At 48.8% G+C, this 25,881-nt stretch carries 18 protein-coding genes; 4 read left to right on the plus strand and 14 right to left on the minus strand.

Annotated elements, in window-relative coordinates:
• Window positions 1-6: 6 nt before the first annotated feature.
• Genes BUB73_RS01000 through BUB73_RS01020 form a run of 5 tightly spaced genes read right to left on the minus strand, consistent with a single transcriptional unit; the run spans window position 7 to window position 7,311 of the window.
• Entirely contained in the window at window positions 7-1,953 is a 1,947-nt protein-coding gene (locus tag BUB73_RS01000) for an LTA synthase family protein (RefSeq protein WP_249269315.1), read from the minus strand.
• Window positions 1,943-3,901 carry an LTA synthase family protein gene (locus BUB73_RS01005; RefSeq protein ID WP_073234102.1) on the minus strand — a complete coding sequence of 653 codons (1,959 nt, stop codon included), beginning with the start codon at window positions 3,899-3,901 and terminating at the stop codon, window positions 1,943-1,945. The genes BUB73_RS01000 and BUB73_RS01005 overlap by 11 nt, the downstream gene beginning before the upstream one ends.
• Before the next feature lie 10 nt (window positions 3,902-3,911).
• Entirely contained in the window at window positions 3,912-4,229 is a 318-nt protein-coding gene (locus BUB73_RS01010) for a Dabb family protein (RefSeq protein ID WP_073156029.1), read from the minus strand.
• Window positions 4,230-4,243: 14 nt separating this feature from the next.
• The gene (locus tag BUB73_RS01015) at window positions 4,244-5,428 is read right to left on the minus strand and encodes a glycosyltransferase (protein ID WP_073282975.1); all 1,185 of its coding nucleotides are present in this window, start codon (window positions 5,426-5,428) and stop codon (window positions 4,244-4,246) included.
• Window positions 5,416-7,311, minus strand: a complete 1,896-nt coding sequence (locus tag BUB73_RS01020) for a CHC2 zinc finger domain-containing protein (RefSeq protein ID WP_073156034.1) — start codon at window positions 7,309-7,311, stop codon at window positions 5,416-5,418. Before BUB73_RS01020 ends, BUB73_RS01015 begins: the two co-directional genes overlap by 13 nt.
• Before the next feature lie 54 nt (window positions 7,312-7,365).
• On the opposite strand from BUB73_RS01020, the gene ruvC reads away from it, so the two are divergent.
• Genes ruvC through mpaA form a run of 3 tightly spaced genes read left to right on the plus strand, consistent with a single transcriptional unit; the run spans window position 7,366 to window position 9,354 of the window.
• Complete coding sequence (gene ruvC, locus BUB73_RS01025; RefSeq protein ID WP_073156036.1) at window positions 7,366-7,953, plus strand: crossover junction endodeoxyribonuclease RuvC; 588 nt, start codon at window positions 7,366-7,368, stop codon at window positions 7,951-7,953.
• Window positions 7,950-8,636, plus strand: a complete 687-nt coding sequence (locus BUB73_RS01030; RefSeq protein WP_073282977.1) for a M15 family metallopeptidase — start codon at window positions 7,950-7,952, stop codon at window positions 8,634-8,636. Before ruvC ends, BUB73_RS01030 begins: the two co-directional genes overlap by 4 nt.
• 4 nt (window positions 8,637-8,640) lie before the next feature.
• Window positions 8,641-9,354: a murein tripeptide amidase MpaA gene (gene mpaA, locus BUB73_RS01035; protein WP_073282980.1), complete on the plus strand. Its 714-nt coding sequence runs from the start codon at window positions 8,641-8,643 to the stop codon at window positions 9,352-9,354.
• A 66-nt stretch (window positions 9,355-9,420) separates the two neighbouring features.
• Here mpaA and BUB73_RS01040 read toward each other — a convergent pair whose 3' ends face one another.
• From BUB73_RS01040 to BUB73_RS01075, 8 genes are all read right to left on the minus strand, one after another.
• The gene (locus tag BUB73_RS01040; protein WP_073156045.1) at window positions 9,421-10,215 is read right to left on the minus strand and encodes a CDP-alcohol phosphatidyltransferase family protein; all 795 of its coding nucleotides are present in this window, start codon (window positions 10,213-10,215) and stop codon (window positions 9,421-9,423) included.
• 111 nt (window positions 10,216-10,326) lie between these two features.
• Window positions 10,327-12,102 carry an ABC transporter substrate-binding protein gene (locus tag BUB73_RS01045; protein WP_073156048.1) on the minus strand — a complete coding sequence of 592 codons (1,776 nt, stop codon included), beginning with the start codon at window positions 12,100-12,102 and terminating at the stop codon, window positions 10,327-10,329.
• A gap of 118 nt (window positions 12,103-12,220) precedes the next feature.
• On the minus strand, window positions 12,221-14,743 hold the full coding sequence (locus BUB73_RS01050; protein ID WP_073282983.1) for a PQQ-binding-like beta-propeller repeat protein: 2,523 nt from the start codon (window positions 14,741-14,743) through the stop codon (window positions 12,221-12,223).
• Window positions 14,733-15,443: a response regulator transcription factor gene (locus BUB73_RS01055; RefSeq protein WP_073156053.1), complete on the minus strand. Its 711-nt coding sequence runs from the start codon at window positions 15,441-15,443 to the stop codon at window positions 14,733-14,735. The genes BUB73_RS01050 and BUB73_RS01055 overlap by 11 nt, the downstream gene beginning before the upstream one ends.
• A gap of 2 nt (window positions 15,444-15,445) precedes the next feature.
• Window positions 15,446-17,506: a sensor histidine kinase gene (locus BUB73_RS01060; protein ID WP_073156056.1), complete on the minus strand. Its 2,061-nt coding sequence runs from the start codon at window positions 17,504-17,506 to the stop codon at window positions 15,446-15,448.
• A gap of 122 nt (window positions 17,507-17,628) precedes the next feature.
• Window positions 17,629-18,813 (minus strand): LysM peptidoglycan-binding domain-containing protein, encoded by a 1,185-nt coding sequence (locus BUB73_RS01065; RefSeq protein WP_249505582.1) that lies wholly within the window; start codon window positions 18,811-18,813, stop codon window positions 17,629-17,631.
• Between the two features lie 38 nt (window positions 18,814-18,851).
• Entirely contained in the window at window positions 18,852-20,204 is a 1,353-nt protein-coding gene (locus tag BUB73_RS01070; protein ID WP_073156059.1) for a hypothetical protein, read from the minus strand.
• A gap of 41 nt (window positions 20,205-20,245) precedes the next feature.
• Entirely contained in the window at window positions 20,246-21,967 is a 1,722-nt protein-coding gene (locus tag BUB73_RS01075; protein ID WP_249505583.1) for an AAA family ATPase, read from the minus strand.
• Between the two features lie 275 nt (window positions 21,968-22,242).
• Here BUB73_RS01075 and BUB73_RS01080 point away from each other — a divergent pair, with 275 nt between their 5' ends.
• Complete coding sequence (locus tag BUB73_RS01080; RefSeq protein ID WP_083538071.1) at window positions 22,243-24,072, plus strand: CotH kinase family protein; 1,830 nt, start codon at window positions 22,243-22,245, stop codon at window positions 24,070-24,072.
• Window positions 24,073-24,172: 100 nt separating this feature from the next.
• On the opposite strand, the gene BUB73_RS01085 is transcribed toward BUB73_RS01080, so the two are convergent.
• A complete protein-coding gene (locus BUB73_RS01085) occupies window positions 24,173-25,840 on the minus strand; it encodes a glutamine--tRNA ligase/YqeY domain fusion protein (RefSeq protein ID WP_073234095.1) in 1,668 nt (555 codons plus the stop codon).
• Window positions 25,841-25,881 lie beyond the last annotated feature (41 nt).

Below are 25,881 nucleotides of genomic sequence, written 5' to 3' on the forward strand. Positions count from 1 at the left end.
TATGCTTTATTCCTTGGGCTGCATCGTATCGTTGCGCAGCAGAGAACGTAAAACCTTGCTGGCTCCCACAGCTTTTGTTTTCCAGGCCAAATCGTTTTTGTCGGTGGTTTGTGCAAAGTGTTCCTTTTCGCCGCGATAAACTTCTTCGTTATCCAGGCCGCCCATAATCACATGGTCCCGGAATCCCAGATAGTAGGAGTTCTGGGAGAAGAACATAGACGGTTGATTTGCGGGGCGTTCCTGGGCCAGCAAATCGTAACCCCAGTAGTGGTTGGGCTTGCGAACTTGGGCCAAGTCCATAATGGTGGGGCCTACGTCATGTTGCGAGGCTACGTCTTCGCGAACGTTCAGACCCTGTACTAAGTTTGTGTCGGCAGAGAAAATTCCCATGAAAATTCGCGTGGTGGCAACGCCCAGAGGCTGGGGAACAGCGTAGTCAATGGAGTCCACCGGTGTGTCGTGGTCACCAAGAATGATTACGACGGTGTTTTCGTAATCCTCACGAGTTGCAAGCTTTTCAAAGAAACGTCCCAATTGCTGGTCGGTGTATCGCAAGGCGTTGCGGTAACGCTCCATGGCATCGTCAGGCTTCGGGGCGAATTCATCCGGGTAGCCAAAGAAGGGGATGTGGGTGGCGATGGTATTGAATGTCAGCAGCCAACGGGAATCTGTAGGAAGGCTGTCTAGAACTTCAATGGCCTTGTCTACGCCGAGGCTGTCTGTTGTTCCTGGGATTTTCGTGTCTTCGGGGAGTCTCCAGTTGTCGCCGAAGAATTTTTCTACAAAGGGTAGCGTGTGGTCAAAAACAGGGTTCGATACGGTGACGTAGTATCGGGTGTAGTTTTCCAGCAGTTCCGGGAATCCGGTAAAATGGTTTGAAGCGTAGAAACTGGGCAAGTCGCGGTTGGGGTGGGAGGGGAATCCCAGATAGGTTGCCATAGTTCCGCGAACGGTTGGGTAGCCGCCGCTAAAGGCGTTCTTGAACCAGAAACTACCGCGATTGGCGAGATCCCAGAGGCTTGGGGCGAGTGTTGTATCCCCTTCTAACATCTGGTTGATGATGCGGCCCTTGAAGGATTCGCCGAATATGAAAACGATGTTGTAGGGGTGCTGGGCCTTGTAGGCGTGGGCTGGCGTCTTTCTATAGCCGGGGAATTCTGCATCTTGACGTGACTTGCTGAAATCTGCCGGCAAAAAGGAATCCAGGTTATCGATGAGTTCGTCTGTAATGCTGTAGTTGTCGCGGACAAATTCAAAGGTTTCCACGGCGGCAATGTGAAGGATTGGTGCTGTTAATGTATGCTTGCCTAAGGTAAAGCGGATGTCCACCTTTGTATTGATGACGGGAATCGTGTATTCGCCGCGAGCCCCAGTCAGGAACAAGATGAGCGGTATAATCGAAAGAATCAGACCTGATGTAAGGAAACTGATAGGAAGTTTTTTTGTAAAACTGTATTCGACTAGCGTTCCCTGCTTCTTGGATTTCTTTCTTTTTAATGTTTCGTATATACAGTATGCGGTACCGCCCAGCACAATCAATAATAACAGACCTACCCACAGGATGGTTCCTTTTAGGTCGCCACCCAAGGTTGTGATTGTAGTTTCGTCAACGATGTTGGACAGGTGAAAATAAGTACGTATAAAGGAATAGGAAAGTCGCTGGTGTGAAAATCTGAAAACCTCGTAGTCGGCAATGGCTATGAAGAAATAGAACACGTAAAAGATCACCATTGCCCGGGGTTTCTTCAGGAAGGTGAAAATGGATGACATTACGAGAACGGCGCCAAATGCCATGCAAATCTGCCAAATGGTGCGACCCGAAAACATTTCCGAAAGGGAGAGTCCCAGCGGGTCGGGTAGGCTATAGAAAAGCACCAGCATGTAGCTCTGGATTACAAGAGCTATGGCTGTTATAATGACAAAGGGATTCAGTTTTTTCAAGTTAAATTCCATGTTCCAGAGAGTAGTCAGAAATTGTAATCAGGGAGTCCAGCATGGCTTTCAGTCTCGAAGTCGTCTGCGCTTCGGAATCGGCCAGGTTCTTTTCTTGATGGGTATCGCCTTCTGCAAAAAGGCCCTGTACGTCACCGGTGCCCAGGGGCAGTTTTTCGATAAGTCTGCGATTTTCGTAACCGACTGCAGCGACTCCTGCGTAGGCTCCAAGAGAAAGTCCGTCGCCGTAACCGCGAAGCAAGTTGTGTCCCATGAAAATATTTGGCGTTGCAATACCTGCCAATTCAAGAATGGTGGGGGCAATATCCATTTGTGCTGTCGTTGCCGTGTCTCTTGCCGGTTCGATGCCCTTGCCGTAAATGAGGAACGGAATCCAGGTGGCGTTAGAATAGGCTCCGCCATTCATTGTAGAAACTCCGTTTTCGCCTAGGGGGAATCCATGGTCTGCCATGATGATGACATAGGTGTTGTCGAACCAGGGTTGCTTTTCTACGGCACGCATAAAATGGGACAGCTGACGGTCGGCGTAGTTCATGGTGACGTTGATGCGCTCGGTTAGAGGCAGCTGCTTTTGTTCATCCGTCATACCCGCTGCAAAATTGAAGGGGTAGTGGTTGGATCGAGTCATCAATGTGGCCAGGAAGGGCTTCCCTTGTTTTGAAAGTGTGTCCAGAACGTATTCCGTGGCGTGATCAAAGAAGGTGGAGTCGTCTTCGCGGTTTCTGTCGTAATGCTGTGCTGTGTACCACTTAGACATCCATACGCCCAGATTATCCCAGGCCGGGTCGGCTGCCGAGAAATAATGGGTTGCGTATCCGGAATCCGTCAGGGTCGAGGCGAAGCTAGGCAAGGTGATGTGTGCCAGATCTGTTGCCTGTGCTAGCGTTGAATGGTGGGGAATGCCGATGTGGGTTGTCAGTACGCCACCTGTCGTGGGAAGCCCGCTGGTGTGCATTCTTTCCCAAATGCGGGAGTGCTGTGCCAGGGAATCGTAATAGGGGGTAGGGGATGTTTTTCCCTGGTTCAGGAAACCGGTATTCCAACCACGGTGAGATTCCATAAAGACCAAGATGAAGTTTGGCTTTTGGGCTCGCTGGGATTGCAACTTTTCACTTTGTAGAAGTTCGTTAGAAGGGGTGCGGTAAAGGGGATTGCCCTTTTCGTCATTTGTGAAATTCCAGAGGGAATCGCCTTCTACCTGTGTCCATAAATTTTGATAGAACCTGCTGTAGGCCTTGATGTCATTGTACGTCAAACCTTGATGATGGTCCGAAACGATTTCGTTATAAATCAAGGTTACAACGGGGCGAAGTTTTGTCATGCGGGCGTTTCCTGTCCATATGACATTGATGAACAGGGAGGACATAATAAAGAATATCACCATTCCGATGGAAATGCCCTTTACCTTTTGTTCTGCCTTACGGCCTAGTATTTTGTAGATGACAAAAATGAATGGGATGATGGCGAAGGGGAGAATGAATTGCAAAAAGGGAATGGAATAGTCGTTGGCGACATAGTCCCAGAGCATGACCAGCGAAGATGTGTCCTTGTAGGTATTTGCGATGCCGAAAGTCAGGTGGCATCCAAGGAATCGTTGAACTTCGTTATCAAATAATGTCAGGTCAAAAAGCAGGTACTGAAAAACTGCGTAGATAACTAGCAGAACGTTTGAAAAATTCTTTTGAGGCTTGATCGCCTTTAGGATTCCTGCAATAACAAGGAATATGACAAGGGCTTTGGAAATCCAGATAAAGTCCAGACAAACGGCATGGAAAATGTACCAGTCAGGCTTGCTAACAAAAGGGAATCCGTAGGGGTTACTTCTAAACAGAAGTAAAACGCGTAGAATGATGTGAGCCACCCAAAAAGCCAGAGACAGGAATACGAGATTCCTGTGACTCTGGATATGGCTCTTTATCTTATTCAGTAAAGAAATGATAATTGCCATTTTTTATGAATTAATATTCGAAATCGACAGCGCGGCGTTCTACAACAACCTTCTTCACAAAGCCTACGATAGCCTGGTGATCCGGATGACCCTGGTAGAAGTCCAGAGCTTCCTTGGTGCGGAAGGTGGTATCCAGTGCGATATCGTATTCAATGTCGCCGTTGCCCAGTTCGCTCTTGTTGAAGTTCAAACCGGATTCGATGCTGACGAGACCGGGAATCTTACCTTCAAGGGCGTGGAAGGCGGCAACAAGCTTTTCGCCGTTTTCCTTAGCGGTTGCACCTTCAGCTTCGGCCTTCAACTTCCACCAAACGATATGTCTGATCATGTTATTTCCTTTTTTTAGTTGTTCTTATTTGTTGAAATTTCTTTATACAGGTCCAACTGACGTTTAAAGCAATCGTTCCAACTGAATTTTTCTGCGTACTGACGGGCCTTGAGTTTCTTGTCTGTCAGGTCAGACTTGTAAAGTTTGATAATCGCCTGGGCCAGCGCGTGAGGCGTTCTTTCTTCAAGAATGATTCCCGCTCCGGATTCCTTTACGTGCTCGCAAGCGGCTCCTGTAGCGGCTCCAATCTGGGCGTTCCCGCTGGCCATACTTTCAAGAATCGAGAGACCGAAGGTTTCCCAGCCAGAAAGGGCTAGGCCTAAATCAACGCTTGCATAATGGCGGGCCATTTCGTCGATAGACTTGATAAATCCCACGTAACGGATATGGGGGTGGGTCTTGATCGCTTCCTGCACCTGCGGCAAGTAGGGCCCTGTTCCTGCGAGGATCAATTCCGGTTCCACACCAAGTTCTGCGGTCAATTCGTCATAGGCACCAAGTAAAAGTTCGATTCCCTTTTCTTCGCAAAAACGGTGTGGGAAGAATATGGTCAGACGATCGGAATTGCCGCCTTTAAAATCGGCAGCTAACGTAGCGTCATGCTTCTCGGGAGAGAACATCCGGATGTCGCAACCAAGAGGAACCCAGTAGGGGTGCGGCAGATGGTTTCGTTCCAGTCGTTCCATTACTTCCTTGCAAGAAACTTCTACTGCGTCAAAGCGTGTGAATTCGCGGCGGGCGTACCAGAAGGCAATCTTTTCTGCAACGGAACCTAAAGCCTTGCCCAGTTTATTTGCGACGGGGCGGCCCACATAGGTAACGGGGAAGTCCGCATGCCAGAAACTGAGAAGGGCTGCCTTGGGGCAAATCTTTTTTGCGGCGTGGCGAACGACGGTGGGCAGTATGTAGGGGCTGCCAACTTCGATGACCTGGGGCATGTACTTCTTGAGTACGGGCTGAATCTGGCTCTGTCTCCACATGAAGCGGTATTCCCAGTTGCCTGGGAATCTATAGGCTTCCACATGTTCGATAATCAGACTGTCGCTAACCTGTTCTGTATACGTTTTCCCATCGGGCATCACAAACACCAGAAGAACATCTTTCTGCTGCTTGTAGAATTCCATCTTCTGCAGATGGTAACGACGAACGCCGCCTCCCGAGGGACTCCAAAAGTTGTTGAAGTCGACTACAGTAAACACGGTTCCTCTTCCATACGGTTAGAAAGAGGGTCTATGTGCAGGTTGCCCTGATATAGCTTGTTGTTACCGAGACGCTTGGAATCCACACTCAGTACCATGTCTGCACCCTTCTCTTCCAGCCAGTAGGTCGCATCGGAATCGCGGAGGTATGCGCGAGGGCCAACCAGTTCGCCATCGGAATCGATCAGCTCGCCGCCAAGGAACATGGGAATGTCCAATGTCTTGTACAGGTCCAGAATGACGGAGGAACGTCTCTGGTAAATATCCGACAGGTCCATATGGGTAGAAACCTTCAGGTGATCGATGCCGTCGATGATGACTACCAGGTTCGGGTGTTCCTTTACTTCGTCCTTAAGGATGTCTGCCAACTCGATGTTGTCGAGGGTAGGCTGGTCTTCCCAGATTTCCAGACGGTTGTTGCGGACGAATCCCATCAAGTCTCGTGTGGCTTCCAGAATCTTCTGGTTAATAGCTTCGTCTTCGTTTTGCTTACGAACGGTAAGGACTGATTCGCCAATCATCATGGCCACCATGCGGTCAAAAATCTGGCGGCGGGGCGTTTCCAGGGCGATATAAATCAACTTCAAGTTGGGGTTGCTCTGGAGCAGGTCTAGACCGATGCTGGAAAGCAGGGTGGTCTTCAAACCGAAGGGCTTAGAAGAAACGTAGAAGCAACCGGACTGGATACCGTCGATTTCTCTCGTCAGCTTGGGGAAGGTATTCAGCGTGTAGCCGACGGAGACTTCCGGCGGGCAACCCATGGCAGTATCAAAGTTTTCCTTGATGTCCTGCAGGAGCATGGAACGACGGTGGGTATGGACCGTATCTTCTTCAGTCTGGTCCACAAGAGAGATGAGCTGGTCGGCACCGTTCTTGCGTACCACCTGGTCTACAGTTTCGCCTGCAGGAAGGACGATGGACTTGAACTTCAAATTCAGTTCTTCGGCCATCTTCAGATACTTTTGAATTCGGAATTCCTGTTCGCGACGGTCTTGCTCACGACGGAGGATAACCGTAACGGCATCCGCACCACAAGCCTTCAACTTATAGAGGTGGCTTAGGCTCAGTTCCTGGTACATGGTGGACACGACGCCCGGAATGCCGGCCAAGTCTGCAGTCAGCGCGTCAAAGAATCCTTCGACAATGACGGGCTTAGAAATTTCCGACTGGATGTTGAAAGGAATGTCGCTGGGACCCGAGGCGTAGGACACATACGGGTGAGTAGCCTCTGCATCATCAATCAGACGGCCATAAACAGAATGGATCAGACCCTTGGAGTTGCGGGCCGGAATCGTGATGCGGGGTTCGTGGTAGGCTTCCAGATTGTCCAGGTAGAAACTAATCTGGTGTCTTTCGATACCGGAGAGCATACAGTAGCTGATGAACGGTTCCGGGTCGCCACTATAGTAACCGATACCATAGAGCTGGGCCTGTCCGATACTCCAGCCGCGGGAAGCTAAAAATTCTGCAGAAGAGGGACTCTTGCAAGCGGCCCAGTGACAGTATCGAACGAAATTTTCCAGAACCTTGGATTTCTCGCCACCGATTTCCTTGATCCATGGGTGTTCATCAGGCTGGGTTTCGTGCTCCTGTTCCAACGTACCTAAAAAGTCTAGCGCTTCAGTTCTGGCGGCCTGCTCATCCAAACCGTTAAAGCGGCTGCGCATTACAAATTCAACAAGGTCTCCTTCGCTACCGCATTGCAGGCAACGATAACGCCAATAACCCAAGGCATCGTAAAAGAACAGGGATGTCTCTTCCGGAGAATGGAAGGGGCAACAGGCGATAAGGTTCCTGCCCCAACGAGACAGGGGAATTCCTAGCTGGCGGGGATGAGTTTTCGCCCGCATAATCATACCCATGCGTTCTTGATCGATAAGCATTGTATACCTCTTACTTTCTAGAAAGACAATCTAGATTTTTTTAACTTTCAAGACATGATTATCCTTGGGATTGACCCCGGTTCTATCACTACCGGCTATGCTTTTTTAGATTCAGACGGCAAAAACTTGAAAGTTCTGGAATATGGAGTGCTTCATGCGCCTGCAGACCACGAACTAGAAGACCGCCTTTTGCATATTGTCTCTAAACTGGAAGTTCTTCTAGACAAATATCGCCCCGATGCGTTGAGCATGGAAGGCGTATTCTTTGCGAAAAATGCCCGCAGTGCCCTTGTCCTCGGCCACATCCGTGGCGCAATTTTGGTGGCCTGCCGCAAGCGTGGACTTTCCTACAGTGAATACCCGCCCAAGGTGGTTAAACAGGCCGTTACCGGAGATGGAAGTGCCGCAAAGGAACAGGTCGCAAACATGATTTTTGCCCGCCTGGGAATCTCTGGAAGTGACCTTCCCCTGGATGCGTCCGATGCCCTGGCCATTGCCTGGACCCACGCCAATCCGAGCCCCATGTCTACGGCGATCCTGAGTGCCGGCGGCAAGAAGAAATCCCTGACCAGCCGAAAGAAAAAGGCGACTACCAAACAGTGGATGGACCTGATTGAGAAAATGGGAGGCACGATCCAATGAGTTGTAAAAATGAAAATTTAATTTGTTATGGATTACGTGAGGCCGGTTCGTCTGACTTTATAGAAATGGAAGGATACATGATGGATAAGAACGTCCTTCCCGCTTACAATAAATTAAAAGAAACTCTGGCGAAGGAAGGCTTTTTACTCCGGTTGGAATCCGCATACCGCCCCTTTGAACGTCAGCTCAGCATTTGGAACCGCAAGGCCTCTGGCGAATTAAAGCTGTTAGACGCCAACGGAATCCCCATGGAACGCCCCCAGGATGAAGAACAGCTGATGTATGCCATCTTGACCTGGTCCGCCCTGCCGGGCGCCAGCCGCCATCACCTAGGCACCGACCTGGACGTTGTCGATGGTAACGCCTGCCCGCCAGGTTATGAAGTGGAGCTGACTCCTGCAGAATGTAACGGGATGTTCGCCCCCTTCCATAAACGTCTGACGGAATTGATGGACTCCGAGGAATCCGCCGGCTTCCAGCGGGTTTTCGTTCCCGGCCGCGGCAAGATTCAGCCCGAAATGTGGCATATCGCCCATTTGCCCACATCCAGACGCTACCTTGAAAATTTCTCCCTAGACCGCCTCAAGCAAATCTACGAGAAGACAGAAATCGCCTGCAAGTCCGCTCTTTTAGATAATCTGGATAAGCTGGCGCAAGAATATATCTACCCCTATTTTGTGTAGTGCTATGAATCTGGATGAACGGACTCGCGGTTTTTTCAGGCTACCGCTGGAAACCTACGGCAAATCAGTTCTGGGGACGGATCTTCGATATGTCCCTTGCAAAGGCAAATGCGAACTGCTTGTCATTGCGGGAATTCACGGTGAAGAACCTGAAACGACTTTTTTGCTCAGTCGTGTTTTGCGCTTGATAAGTGCGCCCCTGGAACGCGCCGCCTTTGTCCTCTGTGCCAATCCCGATGGCATGACCTTGGGCACCCGAGGGAATTATAACGGCGTGGACCTGAATCGAAACTTTCCCGTATCCGTAAAGCCGGAAGGCTATGTCTATTCCCGTTCCGTGCTGGAGGCTCCCCGAGATACGCTTTTACGTTCTTGCAGTGCGGATGGATTTCCCGTAGAACCTGAAGTCCTTGGCTTGCTGGATCTGCTAGAAAAGCTGAAACCGGAAGAAATCCTTTCGATGCATGCGCCCATTGGCTGCGTCGATGCACCTGAGCGCACTTCTCTGGTTGAAGGTCTGTGCAACGTTTTTAACCTTCCCTGGATGCCCGATATTGGCTATCCCACTCCCGGCAGCCTAGGAACCTGGTGCAAAGAAAATATGGCGTCTGGCGGCCCGAAACAATGCGTTACGCTGGAGTTGCCTAGAATGTCCCTGGAGGGACTTTTTGACCGGTTTGGAACGTCCCTTGCCGAATTTTTGGAAAGCAAATATTAAAAGTTAGATTGAAAAAAAACTGCGAGTCATGGACTCGCAGTTTTCGCATTAAACCTTTTATAAGAATTACTTCTGTGCTTCTGCTTCTGCAATAATCTTCTTGCGCTGCACAAGGCCAAGAGCAAAACCGATAATCATGTAGAGGCTCATCAAGAGCAACAGGTATTCGGTAATGAACGGAATCTTTTCAGAAACGAACAAGAAACCGCTAATGTAGGTGAGTACAATCAGAACTGCCTGGAACAAGTTGAGAGCGACGCTCTTGCGGGGCTGCAGCTTGGGGAGGAACAGGGGGCTCACCATCAGAAGACCGGTAACGAGCATAACCAGGATCGGCACGAAGATGAAAGCGCCGTTGGGATCTGCAAAAACGCCCTTAGACTTCAGGTAGACCACCAGGATGGCGTTAACAGCACCTGCGAAAGTGGAGGGAAGGCCAGAGAAGTGGTGGTGGAACGTGTCGGAGTCGCAAGCGTTGTACTTGGCCAGACGCATAGCGGCGCACAATACGTAAATAGAGAAAGTCACAATCAAAAGCACGGCGTTGGTCTGGAACCATTCCGGAGCGCAGTTCTTATAGGCAAAGAACACGGTGAATGCCGGGGCGACGCCGAAAGCGATAAGGTCTGCAAGGCTGTCGAACTGAGCGCCGAACTCGGAGCTGGCGTTAACCAGACGTGCGGCAAAACCGTCCAGCTTATCCAGCAGAACGCAAAGAACGATAAAATAGCCACCCATACGGATAGGGTCTGCTGTGGTAAAGGAACTGAATGCACCCGTTGCCCAACAAACAGCGAATACTCCCAGCAAAAAATTCATACTGGTGAATGCGTTAGGCAAAATGAAACGAGTCTTTCCCATTATATCCTCCACTATAAAAGTGCTGGCTGAAAAATAGCTTATTTTTTATCCATTTTACGAAAAAAAACGTTCCCGAGGGAACGTTTTCTGAAAAAAATCGTATTTGACGCCTTATTTGGCGGGCTTGATTCCCCAAAGAGCCTTGACGCCTGCTGCAATCACCAGAATCTGGGGCGGAGCGTAGGGGTTTTCTTCGCTGGGGAAGTTGGTCCAGTGCTTTGTGGAGAATTGGTAGTACTGGGTCGGGCGGTACATAACCGGCAGGGCGGGAATGGTCTCCATAAAGATTTTGTTCAATTCTCTGTATGCCTCGGTCAGTTCCTTTTCGTCGGTCATTGCAGGAATAGCGCTGATTAACTTGTCTGCATCGGCATTCTTGTAACGACCCTGGTTGGCGAAGGCTTCTTCTCCCACAGGCTTGTAAGAAACGCTACCCATAATCTGGTCGAATCGGTTCCAGGGGGAAGCTGCGGACATTTCTGCTGTCTGGGTCTTCATGGCCAGGTCGAAGGTTCCGAGACGGAGGTCCTTGTCCCAAGTGCTGTAGTCCACAAACTTTTCTTCTGCAGACAGACCCAGTTCCTTGAGGGATTCCACGGAAACCTTGATGACGTCTTCCCAGTCGGTCCAGCCTTGGGGGCATTCGATAGTGAAGTTTCTAAGGGGCTGACCGCTCTTGTCCAGTAACTTGCCGGAGTCGTCCCAGCTGTAACCAGCTTCTGCGAGAATGGCCTTGGCTTTTTCGATATCGTAGTAGTAACCGTACTTGTCGGCGTCTTCCTTGAAGAAATACTTAGATTCGGTGCCGAAAGGCAGGATGAAACCGGGCTGAACGGCGGGGGTATAGTTGGAAACTGCCCTGGACTTGATCTTTTCAAAGTTGATGGCGTGCATCATGGCACGGCGAAGTGCAACGTCGTTAAACGGAGCGCTTTGCTGCTGGATAAGGAGGGTAGTGATGGACCCGGGCTGGTGATACGGTTCGTTTCTGCTCCAGGCACGGATGCTATCGCGGGCCTTATCCCAAATGCGCGGCAGGAACACAGACGAGATGTCCAGGTTGCCCTTGGTCATGGCGCTGTTGAAATGATTGTTGCCGTTGTAGAGGGAATGTATGATATAGCGAGGCGTGGGCTTCTGGTTGTTATACTTGGCGTTGCCCCAATAGTTGTCATTACGTTCCAGGACAATCTGGTCGGGAGAGTAGGCCTTCAGATTGTACGGTCCGGAAACAACAGGTTGATCATCATTCTTGAACTCGGTAATCTTGGCCATATCATAATCCTTGCCGGATTTAGCCGAGTTGATCAGAGGTTCGAATACGGACTTGGGAAGAATGGAGGTTTCCGCAATGGCGTTCAAGATGATGAGCGGGTTCTTGTTCTTGCCGAAGTGGAAGGTCACATTGTTCTTATCGTCTGCGGTAATCTTGCTCAGGAAGTTCCAGTTGCCGTGTCTAGGAGTGGGCAGCAGGGAGTCGATGCGGAACGTGAAGAGCACGTCATCGACTGTAACCGGTGTACCGTCGCTCCACTTGGCCCTGGGGTCCAGGTGAACAGAAATGGAATTTTCGCTGCTCTTATAGCTGTCGGCAAGCATGGCTTCCAGTTCGCCGCTAAGCTGGTTATAGGCTAGAAGGGCCTCGTAGGAAAGTCTGCAGTTTCCGTCAATCGGGAAGTTGGGGTCGTAATCCAGCGGATTGAAGGTGGACGGGGGGGCCCAGTCAAAGCCGCCGATATAGAGCGTTTCGCTGCGGGGGTATTCTGAGGATTCTGTTTCTACGACTTCATTCTTGTCTTCATTGCAGGCCACCAAACCGACCGCGGCGATTGCCATGATCGTTTTTGCGAATGCAGAGAAAACGCTAGTTTTTAAAAGTTTGCTCATCTTCCAATGCCCATAAGAAATATTCGTTAGAAATTTAGTGAGTTTTTTATGAAAAAGTTATCAAATTTTGTTTACAAGTCCTAAAATTTGGGCTATTTAGAGGATGTTTCTAAAAAATTTACAGAGAAAAACCGTATAATATGCGTTTCGGGGAGGCGCTGAACAGGGTTTGATTCATGACAAACGGGGTTCCTGCACCTCCGGGGGTATTGAATTTTCGGATGAATTTCCCGTCATTTAACGAAATAGAAACAATTTCATTTCCCTGGTCGATCCATATTTCTCCATCTTTGACAAATGGGGTCGTGAAAATGGAGTTTTCACCCTTGTATTTCCATATGGGTGCGCCCTCCTTGGAATAAAGCATTAGAGTCTGGTCTGACAAACCTATAATCAGTTTGCTTTCATCATTATGTCTTATCGATTGTAGCGAAACGATAGGGGCTTCCACCAAAATTTGGACAGGCTGTTTTTCTCCTTGATGGGGGTTGAAAAGGATCAGCTTATTGTTGCTAGAGGCTATTGCCATTATTGAATCGGCGGTGACCATATGGGAAACAGGTCCCTGGATCCGTCTGGAGAATCCACTGATGATTTGCCCCGATGCGTCATCCAACGCGTTGAACTCGCCTTCCAGATTGCAGGTGTATAGGTAATTGTGATCCTTAACGGCAAAGAAGGGGGTGGAATAAATCTTTCTTGACCAGGCCAGCTTATTGTCGGGTTTCATTGCCTTGAGAATAAATCCGTTCCATGTAGTAATGTATGTTGCCTGGTCGAGAATCTTGGCTTCGAAGGCTTTCCCGGGAAGCTGGATGTTTGTGGGTACAGACTCCTTACTGAACTCGAAAAAGTTGACTGTATAGCCGGAGGCAACCACTAGGTTCCTATCATCGCTTGCGATGACAGGTGTATTTTCAAGATGGCTGATTTTCTTAGACCACTTCAGCTCCCCGTTTTCGGTGTTGATGCAGAATAGTCTATCGGCTGCAGGATCTATCGTAAATAGGTCCTTCTTGTTGCCGAAAAGTTGGGGGTAGCGGGTTTTCGGTGAAATCGGAAGCAGGTTGATGTGTTTTGCTCCAATGGATTTCCCGTACTGGCTCAGAATAAGGTTTGTAGCGCGAGGATTGCTGGCCGAAAGTCGTACTGCTTCTGACCAGGCTTTTTGCTTTTCCTTATTGCTGCTCTTCTTGTTTTCGAGGTAGAGGGCTTTTAGGAACCAACCTTCTGCGTTGCCGGGTTCCAGGCTGAATAGAGTGTCTAGCACGGGGGCCAGGGAATCCCACATGCCCCTTTCGTAAAGGCCGATGGCCTTGTTTGCGAATACTTCGGAACGAAGAATTTTCTTACCGTAGTAACGGGGTTGAATGGGGTACAGTTTTCGTTCGCCAAAGTAAAGGAAGATTCCGTCTTCAGTATGGACGGGGGGTGCGTCAATCGGGGTGGTGAAGCTAAAATTCCAAAGAGGGTACAACAAAGTGTCTACGGCTGTAATTGTACCTTCTTCGCTGAATAATCCTAAGGTTCCCTTGGCGAGGGGATAAATCTTGGTTGCGTCACTACGGATTGACGCCCGGGTGAAGCCGCTTAATTGGTCAAAAAGGGAAACCTTGCCTGAAGCTTCCAGTACGACAATGTTGCGTTCAAAGCTGAACATGGACTCCACGTTGTTAATGGAGGTTTTCCAAATGGGATTGTTTCCTTTTTTGGGTACGTAACAATAAAGGTTTCCGTTTGAAACGAGGAATAGCAAGTCCCTACTGATGATAGTCTGCTTAATAACGTCAAATTGGGCTATGCTGATGTTTTCATTTCCGGTTTCGGAAGACACAAAATGAAGCGCATTGTCGGCGCAGTTGAGTATGAAATCGTTTGTCGGTTTGTAGAAGCCTTCAATAGTGCAGTTTGAGTATTTTTCAGCGATGTTGGCAACAATACCTTTTTTATTGATAATGTACAGTTGCGTATTGGTTTGAATGATGGCGTGATTGTCAAGGAACAGGTAGTCTGTTGCCTTGGCTATGCCGTAGCTGACTTGAGGCACGCTTGCGTGGAATTTCTGAAAATGCAGGCTGTCTCCATCTGCGGATTGATACCAAATACCCTTGCCGGTAATAAATAGTATCTGAGAGGCGCCGGGCAGTGTTGTCGGAATAGGGATTATCTTCCCGTTGTCTATTCTGCCAACCGTTTCGTCCTGGAATAGACAGTAAGTTGGCCCCTCTCCAAAAAACCTCTTGATGCGGGTTCTTAAGTTGATTGGGGTGAGTAGGAAACTTTCAATCTGTTTGCTGGTGGCCGCATCACGTTCGGCTAGCCAATAAGATTTAGTTGTTTCGTTGGTTCTTGATAGACTTTGCTTGTAATAGAAGTTCGACGAGGAATTGTTTCCGGACAATTCCTGGATTTTTCCCAAATAGAAGTAGGCGGATTCCTGATCTTCCTGATCACCTTCTGCGGCTACATTTTCCAATATGCGGATAGCTTCCGTCACGTCCCCTTTCATTTCAAACATGTAAACGGCTTCTTGTATCAAGCTTTCCATTTTACTTGCATGAGAAAAGACACTTAAGGTCAGTATGACCATAAGCTGCAGGATGAGTGCGGAACCGGCAAATTGTTTGAATCTATTCAACATCGAACTTGTAGCCTGCTCCTCGAACAGAAATTATGATTCTGGGGTCTGTCATGTCGTCTTCGATTTTCTTACGCAGGTTTCCAATATGGTTGTCGATCGTTCTTGTAGATGGCATGTTCTCATCTGTATAACCCCAGATGTCCTTGAGTAGGTCTTCTCGTTCAACAACTTCACCACGGTGCATCCAGAAATATTTGATAATCTGGTATTCCCTGGTTGTAAGGTCCAGGGGTACGCCCTTCTTGACGGCCGAGAATTTCTTGATATCCACTTTCAAGTCTGCAAATTCAAGAACGTCCGGCACCACATTTCCGTTACCGGCCTGGGGTTCGATTCGACGTCGGAAAGCCTTGACTCTAGCCAGCAATTCCAGAATAGAAAACGGCTTGGTCACGTAGTCATCTGCGCCCATTTCCAGGCCTGCAACTTTGCTGGCTTCTTCGGTTTTTGCCGTGAGCATGATGATATAGCATTCCGGATGCTTGTTGCGGATATAGCGGCATACTTCAAAGCCGCTTTTCTTGGGAATCATCAAATCAAGCAGAACCAACTGCGGCTGGAATGAATCAGTCTTTTCGATGGCCTCTTCTCCATCACAGGCTGTTTCTACTTCGTAATTTTCCATTTCGAAGTTGTCTTGCAAACCAAATCGGATAATCTCTTCATCCTCAACAATGAGAATTTTAAAATTTTGTGCCATTCTTACTCCGCCCTTTTAAATTTTATGGTGAATGTGGATCCTTTCCCTGGTTTGCTGACGAGAGAAATTGTGGCCCGATGAGTTTCTGCCACTCTTTTTACAATGGCAAGACCTAGGCCAGAGCCTTTGGTACTGCGAGTCATTTCGTCACCAACTCTATAGAAATCATTAAATATATTTTTTTGTTCTGAACTAGCGATGCCGACACCAGTATCTGCTACAGAAAAAACGGACCATGAATCTTCTGTGTAGGTTTTTATTGTGATGTCTCCGGGAGCGTTCGTATATTTGATTGCGTTTTCGATCAAGTTTTGTGCGAGACTATATAATGCGGTGTAGTCGCCCATGACGAATACGTTAGGGTCGAATATGGTGTGGAACGTAAGTCCCTTCTCGACTCCGATGTCTTCAACGGCGTCAAAGACTTTTCTGGCGCAAATAGAAAAGTCTAACCGTTCCCATTTGAATGCTCCGGTTCCATGTTCCATGCGGGTGTAGTTGAGAATAGCCCCAATGAGGTTTTCTAGTCGGGTCGCTTCCTTACCAATAAGGTTTGAGTATTCTTGTACCTTTTCCACTTTTTGAACTCGTCCCCTGGCCATCATTTCGGCAAACATCTTGATGGAGGTCAGCGGTGTTTTCAGTTCGTGAGAAACGCTGGAGAGAAAGTTTGCTTTCATGGACAGGAGTTTTCGTTCCTGTGTAATGAACTTAAACATGAAGAAAGATCCGAATATTACCGTAATCAGGGCGAATAGCATCAAACCATACATTAGGAACATCCGATGGCGGGTTTCCTTTCGAATATCCTGCATGTCTTTCTCGTAAAGGATCAACTCAAGACCGAGCGCGTCTTCCAGGTGTACTTGGTTGATTATCGTTGTGCTGTCGAGGGCGGTTCCCAGAAGGACAAGATCGTTTTTGTCAATAACGGAGAAGGGGATGTTCTTCCAGCTTTGAGCTACGCTTTTGAGTTTGCCGAGGATTCTGTCTTTGTAGGATTCCTTGTCAATTTTGGCAATGACGACCTGGTCCCCAGAAAGGTAGGGGTATGACATCTTGAAGAGAATGATATCTTCATTGGATTTGAACGATATGCCGTCCTTACTTGCGGGGGTATTCTCTAGGATGTCCTGGAACTGGTCCTTGTGCTTGTAGAGGATGTCCATGTATCCAAGTTGCCTGTTGAAATTTTCACGTAAATTCCAGAAGGCTTCGCGCTTGTCCTGGGGAAGTTTTTCAAATGACAGAATCTGTGTAAAGGCGGATTCAAAGAAAAATCTGGATGATGCAATATTTTCTAGACTGGACCCTTCAAAGAATTCTGCCAGCACGGCAAGGCAGTAGTCCTGGGCTTCCTGATGCTTTTTCTGTTTGACAAGAATCTCGAAGTGCAACAGTCGGACCGACCATGTAAGGTCGGCGTGAAGGTAGCCCTGCTGGTGGGGATTTTGTTCCAGAAACTCCACTAGCTTTAAGGCGTCGTCATATTTTTTTTCTTTGTAGTACAGTCGGATCAAACCCAATAAATCCTGGGTCTGTTCGGAGGGGTCGAACAAATAGAGGCTGGGCCTAAGCGATTTTGAACGCTTCTTGATGTAGTTCTTTCGGCTGTTTTCTTCTGTAAGTCCGGAGAATTCTTCGCTGAACAACTTTTTCTCTTTTAAGGTGGCGACCTTGTTTGAGAAATTTGTGGACTTGAAAAAGTGCCTTGACGAAATGTCGGGATAGATCAGCGCACCTTGATTGAAAAGGAATATGGCTTCAATTCCGTCGACAGACTTGAATTCGGACGCATGACCAAAGTCTAGAAGTCGCTGGGGCTGTTCATAGAGAAAAAGTGATGCGTTCTTTGTTTCTAGAAAGACCTTGTGTTGCTCTTTTAGAACGCTTTCTTCAACGTCATTCTGAAATGCAGTCCTGTTTTCGTTGAAATTCTTTTGCGCCAGAAAGATTTCGTTTTGAATATTACGAAAACTGAGCACCGCCAGGATGGCGGTGGGTAGAATGATGCCTCCGACAAATAAGAGGATAAATAGCAGATTATTGCGGGAAACCTGCATAAGCTTCTTTTATAGCGGAAGGTATACTGACAATCCCGGGAACTGCAACACGACCAAGCTTCCTGCCATTAGCAGGAGCAGCAAGGCAATTGCAATAAGGGAGATGGACAATAGCGGACGAATCACTTGATTACGTTTGCCCTATGGGTAACAGAAACCTTATGTCCCATTTCGACGCGGCGATTGTTGGAATAAATTTCGCGAATCAGCACCGAGGACTCGTTTTCTGCTGCGCGAGCGATGACGCCTCTACCGAGAAGGCGAGGAGGCATGCTTGCATCAGACTTGTCTTCTTCCCAGATTGCCACAGCATCGCCGGTATTGTATCCCTTTGCGAAACCACCATCAATCAGAACGTAAGAATAAGCTCCGATAATCAGCATGGGGTCCATGGAATAACGAATAATGGCAAGGGAATCCATCTGGGCTGTCTTTTCTGCCGTATAACCTGTTACGTTAATGGGTGCAAGAGGCTGCTTCAGACGTGCTTTAGACTGGTTGATTTTGATTTCGCGGAAACTTTGTACAATCTGGGCACGAGACAAGGTGTCGCCGATAGCGGTTATTCTTGCAATGCCTGACAGTCTCAACAAGGCGAACTTGTCAAAACTTCTTCCCTTGGATGCGGGAACGTCAATAGCCTTGGCATCGACAATTTCAATGAGGTCTCCCTTCTTGAGATTGCTATTGGTCTTTTTACCGATTCCTACGACAACTTCGCTTTCGGGAAGGTGGATCAGAGGTTCTTTCTTTTCTCCAGAACGGATAGAGAAGAAGGCGCTGTCCTTCTTAAGGGAGTCCAGGGTGTAGATCTCGGGTGCCAGAATCTGGTAGTATCCATTGAACAGCTTGGGTTCGGGGCGCTGCTTGTAGTAGTAGGAATCTGTAGGTTTCTGCTTCTTTTCCTTCTTGTTCTTGCTACGAAGATCGCCTAACATGCTTTCGAAGTCTGCGTTTCTTTCGTCACCGTCATCGCAGCCTGCAGAAGTAATTCCTTTCGGCAGGTTGGAGTCGGCCACTGCAGCGTCGCAGGGATACTTTTTCATTGCAGGGTCAATGTGGAGAACCGCTTCTTCGCGGGTGCTGTCGCCGAGGTAAATGGAGTCACCCGGGTAAATCCAGTGCGGGTCCTGGATGTGGCGGTTGTTTTCCCAGAGATCGGGCCATGCAAAGGGATCCTTCAGGAATTCGTCACTCAAGTCCCACAGGGTGTCGCCTTCCTTGACGATATAGGCGGATGCAACAAGGGCTGAAAATCCCAAGCCGATTGTTAGATACTTCAAAAGACGCATATTTGAAAAACGCATATAAAACCCTGCAGGCTGAAATAGCTTTTTATTGAAATTTAACCTTTTCTCTGTTTGAACGTGGGTGCACTTTGGGCAAAATGCGGCCTTTCTGCGCTATTTTGGCGGTTTACACGTTCCTGAGGACGCTGAACATTACGAGATTTTGCCTTTTGTGCCGGGTTCTGTCCAAGAATTCCGGCTCTGTCGGGCACAAACAGGAACAGTATCTCGAATTTACCGCTTCCCGGTTCAAGGTACAGCGGGATGCTCTTGCGAAGCATATAACCTTCACGACGGAAATGCTTGATTTCCTTGGTTGCCACTTCCAGGTTAGATGTTTGCAGAAGAATTCGTTCCGGCCTGGACTGGGCTGCCATCTGTTCCACATTGGAGGCCAGGGACTCGTCTCCGGGCAGGTTGAAATAGAACGTCCAACGACCTTCGTTTTCTTCCTTGTTAAAGAACTTGGTGAAAAAATCCGCATCCACATGACCGCGATAGAATCGCATGTTTTCGTCGGGGACGTTTCGACCATTCAAACGTGAAGACTGCATGGCGTATTCGCGGCAGTCCAGCGAGGCCACCTTCTTGAATCGGTTTGCCAGGGAGGCACTGACAAAGGAACAACCCGAGTAGAATTCAAAGAAACAGTCGTCCTGGTTCGGGTGAATGGCACTCTCGATTCGCATGGGAAGGCCGATCCATGCATTCCTTGCCTTGGGAGCCCAGTCGAGCACATGCATATAGATGCCGGTTCCGCCAATAGAAATGAAGTCGCTGCCGAAGGCGCTCTTGGCTTCAACTTTCATGGGGGTGGTTCCGGTGGGATCGAACATGTAATCCGGAGTGCACTGGACGTGGTGACAACTGATAATTTCCGGGCAGGAACGTTCCAGGAAGTCTACAAATGTCTTGTAGCCGTGTGCGGAATTTCTACCTCTGAGATTGACCTGGACCAAGAGGGCGAACTGGCCGTCTCCTGTAGCCCTAAAGCAAATTTGACGGAGGGCCTTGCCGAAAATACGGAGGTGGTCCTTTTTCAGCTGTTCATTAACTCGTGTAACGACTTCAGGACGTTCCATGTCCTTGACGGGAGCTTCAATAACGAGTTTTTCGCTTGCGCCCTTGATGATTTTTACAATGCGCCAGTCGCAATTTTCTGCAGGAGTTTCCGCAGTATACCAGGCTTGGATTTTTCCAGGAATTTTTTCGGTTTCTGCCCAGGCGGCGAGTTGACGCTTAAGATCTTCGAAAGTTGGAATGACTCGTTCGACGGGTTTTGCCGGTTTTACTTCTTCGTCAACCGTGGCCTTGGCAGCAACACGTTTGTTGGCAAGAGGCGCGGCAGGACGTCTTACGGTTTCGCGTCTTTCATTTGTCTTAAAGGGCTTTCTTTGCGGCTTGTACATGTCAATATCTTTTTGTTAAATCTTTTCTATAAAGTATGAGCTTATACCAGGAATCGCGGATAAATCCAGGAGCATTCGCGAGCGACCATCTTGGGGAATTCTCTGAAGTTTCCGTTAATCTGGTACAAGTTGAGGCTACCTTCAACCGGGGTCAGCTTCATGACAGAGTCTGCACGGGCTTCCAGGTATGGGAATTCGTCAATGTTGCAGCTGGATACAACGGCGCATCCGGTAAGTGCAATGATTGTATCGATCATCTGCATCAATATCTGATGGGGAGAGCCGCTCAGTCGGGTAGACTTGGGATTGTGCAACACAGAAGAAATCGGGTCGATCACGACAACGCGGTAATCGTGGTTTTCCAGTTTCTTGGCCCCCTGGATTCTCTTGGCAATCAGCTGTGCTGTTTCAATCGGAGAAAGTGCAGTTCCGCGAAGATTCAGGAAACCGAACTTCGGGGTGCTGGCATTCAGGTCACGCTTAGATCCCAACAGGTGAAGGCGGTTGAGGAACACCGATTTAGTAAGTTCGAAATTAATGAAGAGAACGTCACTGGATGTGGTGGTATTACCGAACCAGTCTTCCCCGTAGCAAATGGACAGACCAAGGTCCATCAATGCAAGAGACTTGCCGCTCTTGGGAGGTGCCGTAAAGAGGAAGAATTCGCCTGCGCGGAGCATGTTTTCCACGATGGTCTGGTCTTTTTTCGGCGCTTCTTCACTGTCGCTAGCCAGCTCAATCAGCGGCTTGCCATCCAGAGAATATTCCACCCATTCACGCCATTCCTTAAAGTTCTTGGCGCCCTGTTCCAGTCCGATAAGGTACTGCTGCTTACCGCCACGAAGTACGCCCGGCATGCGGACCATCATATGGGGATTTCGGTTGGACGAATCTACTTTAAAGCCCTGGGAATCCAAGGTCTTGAAGAGGAAGTCTACGCGTTCGTTATATTCTTCTTCGTCATTTGCAAAAATCTTGATCCAGGCCTGCACGGAGTTGGCGCCTGTGTTGACCAAGGCGGCACAAGGCAGGTTCAAGGCCTTGTAGTAAGCCAACTGCTTGGCAAGACTCATCTTGGGGTTGTCGACGACGACATAACGGTAATGCCAAGATTCATCGGAGGCATCTTCTCCACCCTTAACGGCATTGATGCACAGAAGAGCGCCTTCAGGACTGTCCAGGCTCTTCATTATTTTCTTAATGGCGTCATCCTGGCCAACGATGTTGGACACCAGTTCTTCGGTACTGTTGGAGGTGTTGGAAATCTTGAACTCGATGGTTTCATCTTGTTCGAAAGTAGATTCCAGCAACTTGGCCAAGTCTTTTCGCCAGTCGGCTGCAGGCCAGGGAATGGAAAGGGCTTCGGGGTCAATCTTGAAGTTTTGCAGAAGTTCAAGAGACTGGGTGTCCAGACCCATGGCGAGCATCTGTTCCATGGAAATCATTCCCGCCGAAAGGGGGGAGATTATGGGCATGGCTACAGTCTGGGGAGTGGCCGGTGCTGCTCCACCTTCCACTGCAGGGGCCTGTGCTACCGGAGCTGCTGCGGGTGCCGCTTCTGCGGGGCGTTCAGAGGAACGTTTTTCTGCAGAGAATGCTCGACGGAGCGTCTGTTCGACTTCGTCGCCATCCATGCCTTCATCGCGAGCTTTGCCACCCAATTGGAAGCTGGCGTCCATAAAGGTCCATTCTTCTTCCATGGCGGCAACACCGGCCTTATACAGTTCGGCCTTTAGTTCGTTTCCGCTGAATTTACCTTTCAAAAACTGATTAATTATTTTTCTTGCGCTTTCCATAGGGCAGCCTCAAACTCAAAAAAATACTCAAAGTTAATGTAGCTTATTTTTTTACTAGAAATTTACAGAAAGTGATTGGTTAGACATTATAGGGTATTTTTCCATGAAAAATGGCTGAAGTACGGTTTCCTTTTCCAAAAATGCCGTTGTTTCTCCTTACAACGCGAAAACGAAATTCGATTAATCTTTTTTTTGTACAAACTTTAAATTTAGGGTAGGAATGTTGTTATTGGGAGAATAAAATGAAAAAGGACTTCAAGAATCGAATTCTTGCAGGTATGTTTGGCTTGGTCGTTGCTAATGCGGCTATAGCCCAGACCTACGACTTGCCCATTATCTTTGTGGATACAAAGCAAAAATGTCTGGACAAGAACGTTTCCGAAAAAATTCCTGCCACTATGAGGGTTTTGGATGCTGCTACAAATTCTGTAGCTGATAGCGCCAAGGGAAAACTCTATGATATCGGAATTAAGGTGAGAGGGCAATCTTCCGCCCTGTTCCCAAAGCCGGGTTATAGTGTTGAAGTTCGTGATTCCATTGGTGGAGAAATCGATGTAAGCATGTTAGGTCTCCCCGCAGCAGACGACTGGGTGTTCCATGGTCCCTACGTGGACAAGAGCATGATGCGTAACTCCCTGGCCCATTGGCTTTTTAGGCAGGCCGGCCGCTATAGCCCCCGTACCATGCATTTTGACTTGTATATCAATGGTGTTTACCGCGGTGTGTATGTGCTAATTGAAAAAATCAAGCGTGGTAAGTACCGTGTGGATGTGGCCAAACTCAAGGAAGAAGATATTGAAGGTGATGAATTGACCGGTGGTTACATCTGGGCATTCGACAAGACCGGCACTAACACCGGCGGCGCAGGCAGCGGTGATGTCAATAACGAAGGTTTCAGTACTTCAGACGGTTTGAATGTCATTCTCCACTATCCTAAAAAAGACAATATCCAGGAGCAGCAGGAAAATTACCTGAAGAAGTACCTGAACGATCTTGAAGGTCTTTTCAAGGACGGAAAGAGTGGCTCTGGCTACGAGAACTACGTGGATGTAGGGTCCGCTGTCGATTACGTCCTTCATCAAGAAGTTACGAACAATGCCGACTCCTACTGGTGTAGCTTCTTCTTGCATAAAGATAAGGATAGCAAGGGCGGCAAGGTCACTTTAGGTCCTCCCTGGGACTTCAACTTGGCGATGAGCAACGGTACCTCTCCCGAAGGCCAGAACAATGGCGGCGGTATGTGGGGCGGCTTCGGTGGCATGGGTGGTTTCGGTGGCATGGGTGGTTTCGGAAGTTCGGGAACCACGGGCTGGCAAATCGAAAACAGCAGTAAGCAAATTGCCGACGGAAATGGCGGTGGCGGCATGTGGGGTGGCTTCGGAGGAAGTTCCCTGAAGGCTCCTCGTTGGCTTACCAGCATGTGGAAAAATCAGAGTTACCAAAGCGAATTGAAAAAACGCTGGGCCGAATTGCGTAGTGGCGTATGGCATACCAAGACTATGGATGCCTATCTGGATTCCATGAAGGTCTACTTGAAAAATGCTGCCGACCGTAACTTTGAACGTTGGCCGAATTTAGGAAAGTCTAGCGGTCAGAACGATAATGATCCTCAGCCTATGAAGTACTGCAATCAATCTGGCGGAGGCATGGGAATGGCCATGGGTGGTTACAACGCTGACACTTGGGACGGTGAAGTGGAGCACCTTCGCAAGAAGATGAAGGAACGTATGGCCTGGATGGATGAACAGCTCGGTTTCACCGAACCCGCCAATCCCATTGTGACGGAACCGGTGATTCATATTCCCACCATCGAAGATAAGAAGGATACTGTATCTTCGCAGACGTTGGCTGTGGATTACAGCCGGTTGTCTCCCACGAATTTCTTTGTCGTAAACGGATCAAACCTGGAAATTCAAACAGATATTGGCGGCACATTCGCCATTATGGATTTGAACGGAGCTATTCTTTACAAGACTAGAATTCAGGTGGGCTCTACATCCATGAAGGTTCCTGCCAAGGCTCAGAATAAGCATTGGATCGCTATCCTTAACGGGAAGATGCTTTCCAGATAATTTGTACGGATTTTTCTTCCAACAAAAAAAAGTCCATCGGCGAAAAAGCCGATGGATTTCTCTTATATTTTTTTTCAAGAACGTAGAATCGTTCCGCAAATTACTTTGCAGGATTGAAACTGTCCTTCAGGCCAACGGTGCGGTTGAATACCAACTTACCCGGCTTGGAATCGTCGGAATCCAGGCAGAAGTAGCCGAGACGCAGGAACTGGAAGCGGTCTTCCATCTTGGCGTCGGCCAGGCTGGGTTCCAGCTTAGCCTGCTTGATGACCATGGATTCAGGATTCAGGTAGTTGTGCCAATCTTCGCCTTCGGGAACATCAGACGGATCTTCAAGAGTGAACAGGTTGTCGATGAGACGGACTTCTGCATCTACAGCATGAGCGGCGCTCACCCAGTGGATGGTGCCCTTCACCTTACGACCGTCAGGAGATTCGCCACCCTTGGAGGCAGGATCGTATTCGCAGTGAATGACGGTCACCTTGCCGTCTGCGTCCTTTTCGACGCTCTTGCAAGTTACGAAGTAGGCGCCCTTCAAGCGAACTTCGCCTTCCGGCTTCAAGCGGAAATACTTCTTGGGAGGTTCTTCCATGAAGTCTTCGGCTTCGATGTAAAGTTCCTTGGAGAACGGAACCATGCGGGTGCCTGCGTTCGGATCGTTGGGGTTGTTTTCAACTTCAACCATTTCCACCTTGCCGTCTTCCCAGTTGTCGATGACAACCTTCACCGGGTCGATGACTGCCATGGCACGCTTGGCGCTCTGGTTCAGTTCTTCACGGATGCAGAAGTAAAGCAGGTTCACGTCCACCATGGATTCAGCCTTGGACACTCCAATGCGGCTGCAGAATTCGCGGATGGAGCTGGGAGTAAAACCACGACGACGGAAGCCGCAGACCGTGGGCATACGGGGGTCGTTCCAGCCAAGGACTGCCTTGGTTTCCACCAGTTCCAAGAGCTTACGCTTACTCATCATGGTGTAGGTCAAGTTCAGGCGGGAGAATTCAATCTGCTGGGGGCGGTTTTCCAGACCCAGTTCAATGAGGAACCAATCGTACAGCGGGCGATGGGCTTCAAATTCCAAAGTACAGATAGAATGAGTAATGCCTTCGATCCAGTCGCTAATGGGGTGAGCGAAGTCGTACATGGGGTAGATGCACCACTTGTCGCCAGTGCGGTGGTGAGTGCAGTGCTTGGTACGGTAAATCACCGGGTCGCGCATGTTCATGTTGGGGCTAGCCAAATCAACTTTTGCACGGAGGCACTTTTCGCCATCGGCATACTTGCCGTCACGCATTTCGCGGAACAGCTTCATGTTTTCTTCAACGCTACGATCGCGGTAGGGGCTGGGCTTAGAGGGCTTACCAGCATCGTTACCACGGTATTCCTGCATTTCGTCGCGGGTCAGGTCTTCAACGTAAGCCTTGCCCATTTCGATCATCTTTTCTGCAAAGGCGTAAATCTGGTCGTAGTAGTCAGAAGCAAAGAATTCTTCCTTCCACTGGAAACCGAGCCACTTCACGTCTTCGCGGATAGAATCCACATATTCCACATCTTCCTTAGTGGGGTTGGTATCGTCGAAGCGGAGGTTGGTGAAACCGCCAAACTTCTGGGCGGTGCCGAAGTTCAGGCAGATAGACTTGGCATGGCCAATGTGAATGTAGCCGTTAGGTTCCGGCGGGAAACGGGTCAGCACCTTGTTGCGCTTACCGGTCTGCAAGTCGTTGACGATAATGTCTTGAATAAAATTCGAAGATTCAGGAATGTCCATTTTCTAACCTTTTAGGTTTTTGCCATAATTTTACGGGAAAA

It is taken from the genome of Fibrobacter sp. UWH6, from assembly GCF_900142465.1.
GTDB lineage: Bacteria > Fibrobacterota > Fibrobacteria > Fibrobacterales > Fibrobacteraceae > Fibrobacter.

Coding starts and splice junctions, on each gene's coding strand:
- BUB73_RS01085 (WP_073234095.1), bottom strand. CDS start 25,840: ATGGACATTCCTGAATCTTCGAATTTTATTCAAGACATTATCGTCAAC.
- BUB73_RS01030 (WP_073282977.1), top strand. CDS start 7,950: ATGAGTTGTAAAAATGAAAATTTAATTTGTTATGGATTACGTGAGGCC.
- BUB73_RS01020 (WP_073156034.1), bottom strand. CDS start 7,311: ATGCTTATCGATCAAGAACGCATGGGTATGATTATGCGGGCGAAAACT.
- BUB73_RS01070 (WP_073156059.1), bottom strand. CDS start 20,204: ATGTACAAGCCGCAAAGAAAGCCCTTTAAGACAAATGAAAGACGCGAA.
- BUB73_RS01010 (WP_073156029.1), bottom strand. CDS start 4,229: ATGATCAGACATATCGTTTGGTGGAAGTTGAAGGCCGAAGCTGAAGGT.
- BUB73_RS01050 (WP_073282983.1), bottom strand. CDS start 14,743: ATGTTGAATAGATTCAAACAATTTGCCGGTTCCGCACTCATCCTGCAG.
- BUB73_RS01080 (WP_083538071.1), top strand. CDS start 22,243: ATGAAAAAGGACTTCAAGAATCGAATTCTTGCAGGTATGTTTGGCTTG.
- BUB73_RS01005 (WP_073234102.1), bottom strand. CDS start 3,901: ATGGCAATTATCATTTCTTTACTGAATAAGATAAAGAGCCATATCCAG.
- mpaA (WP_073282980.1), top strand. CDS start 8,641: ATGAATCTGGATGAACGGACTCGCGGTTTTTTCAGGCTACCGCTGGAA.
- BUB73_RS01060 (WP_073156056.1), bottom strand. CDS start 17,506: ATGCAGGTTTCCCGCAATAATCTGCTATTTATCCTCTTATTTGTCGGA.
- BUB73_RS01000 (WP_249269315.1), bottom strand. CDS start 1,953: ATGGAATTTAACTTGAAAAAACTGAATCCCTTTGTCATTATAACAGCC.
- BUB73_RS01065 (WP_249505582.1), bottom strand. CDS start 18,813: ATGCGTTTTTCAAATATGCGTCTTTTGAAGTATCTAACAATCGGCTTG.
- BUB73_RS01045 (WP_073156048.1), bottom strand. CDS start 12,102: ATGAGCAAACTTTTAAAAACTAGCGTTTTCTCTGCATTCGCAAAAACG.
- BUB73_RS01040 (WP_073156045.1), bottom strand. CDS start 10,215: ATGGGAAAGACTCGTTTCATTTTGCCTAACGCATTCACCAGTATGAAT.
- ruvC (WP_073156036.1), top strand. CDS start 7,366: ATGATTATCCTTGGGATTGACCCCGGTTCTATCACTACCGGCTATGCT.
- BUB73_RS01055 (WP_073156053.1), bottom strand. CDS start 15,443: ATGGCACAAAATTTTAAAATTCTCATTGTTGAGGATGAAGAGATTATC.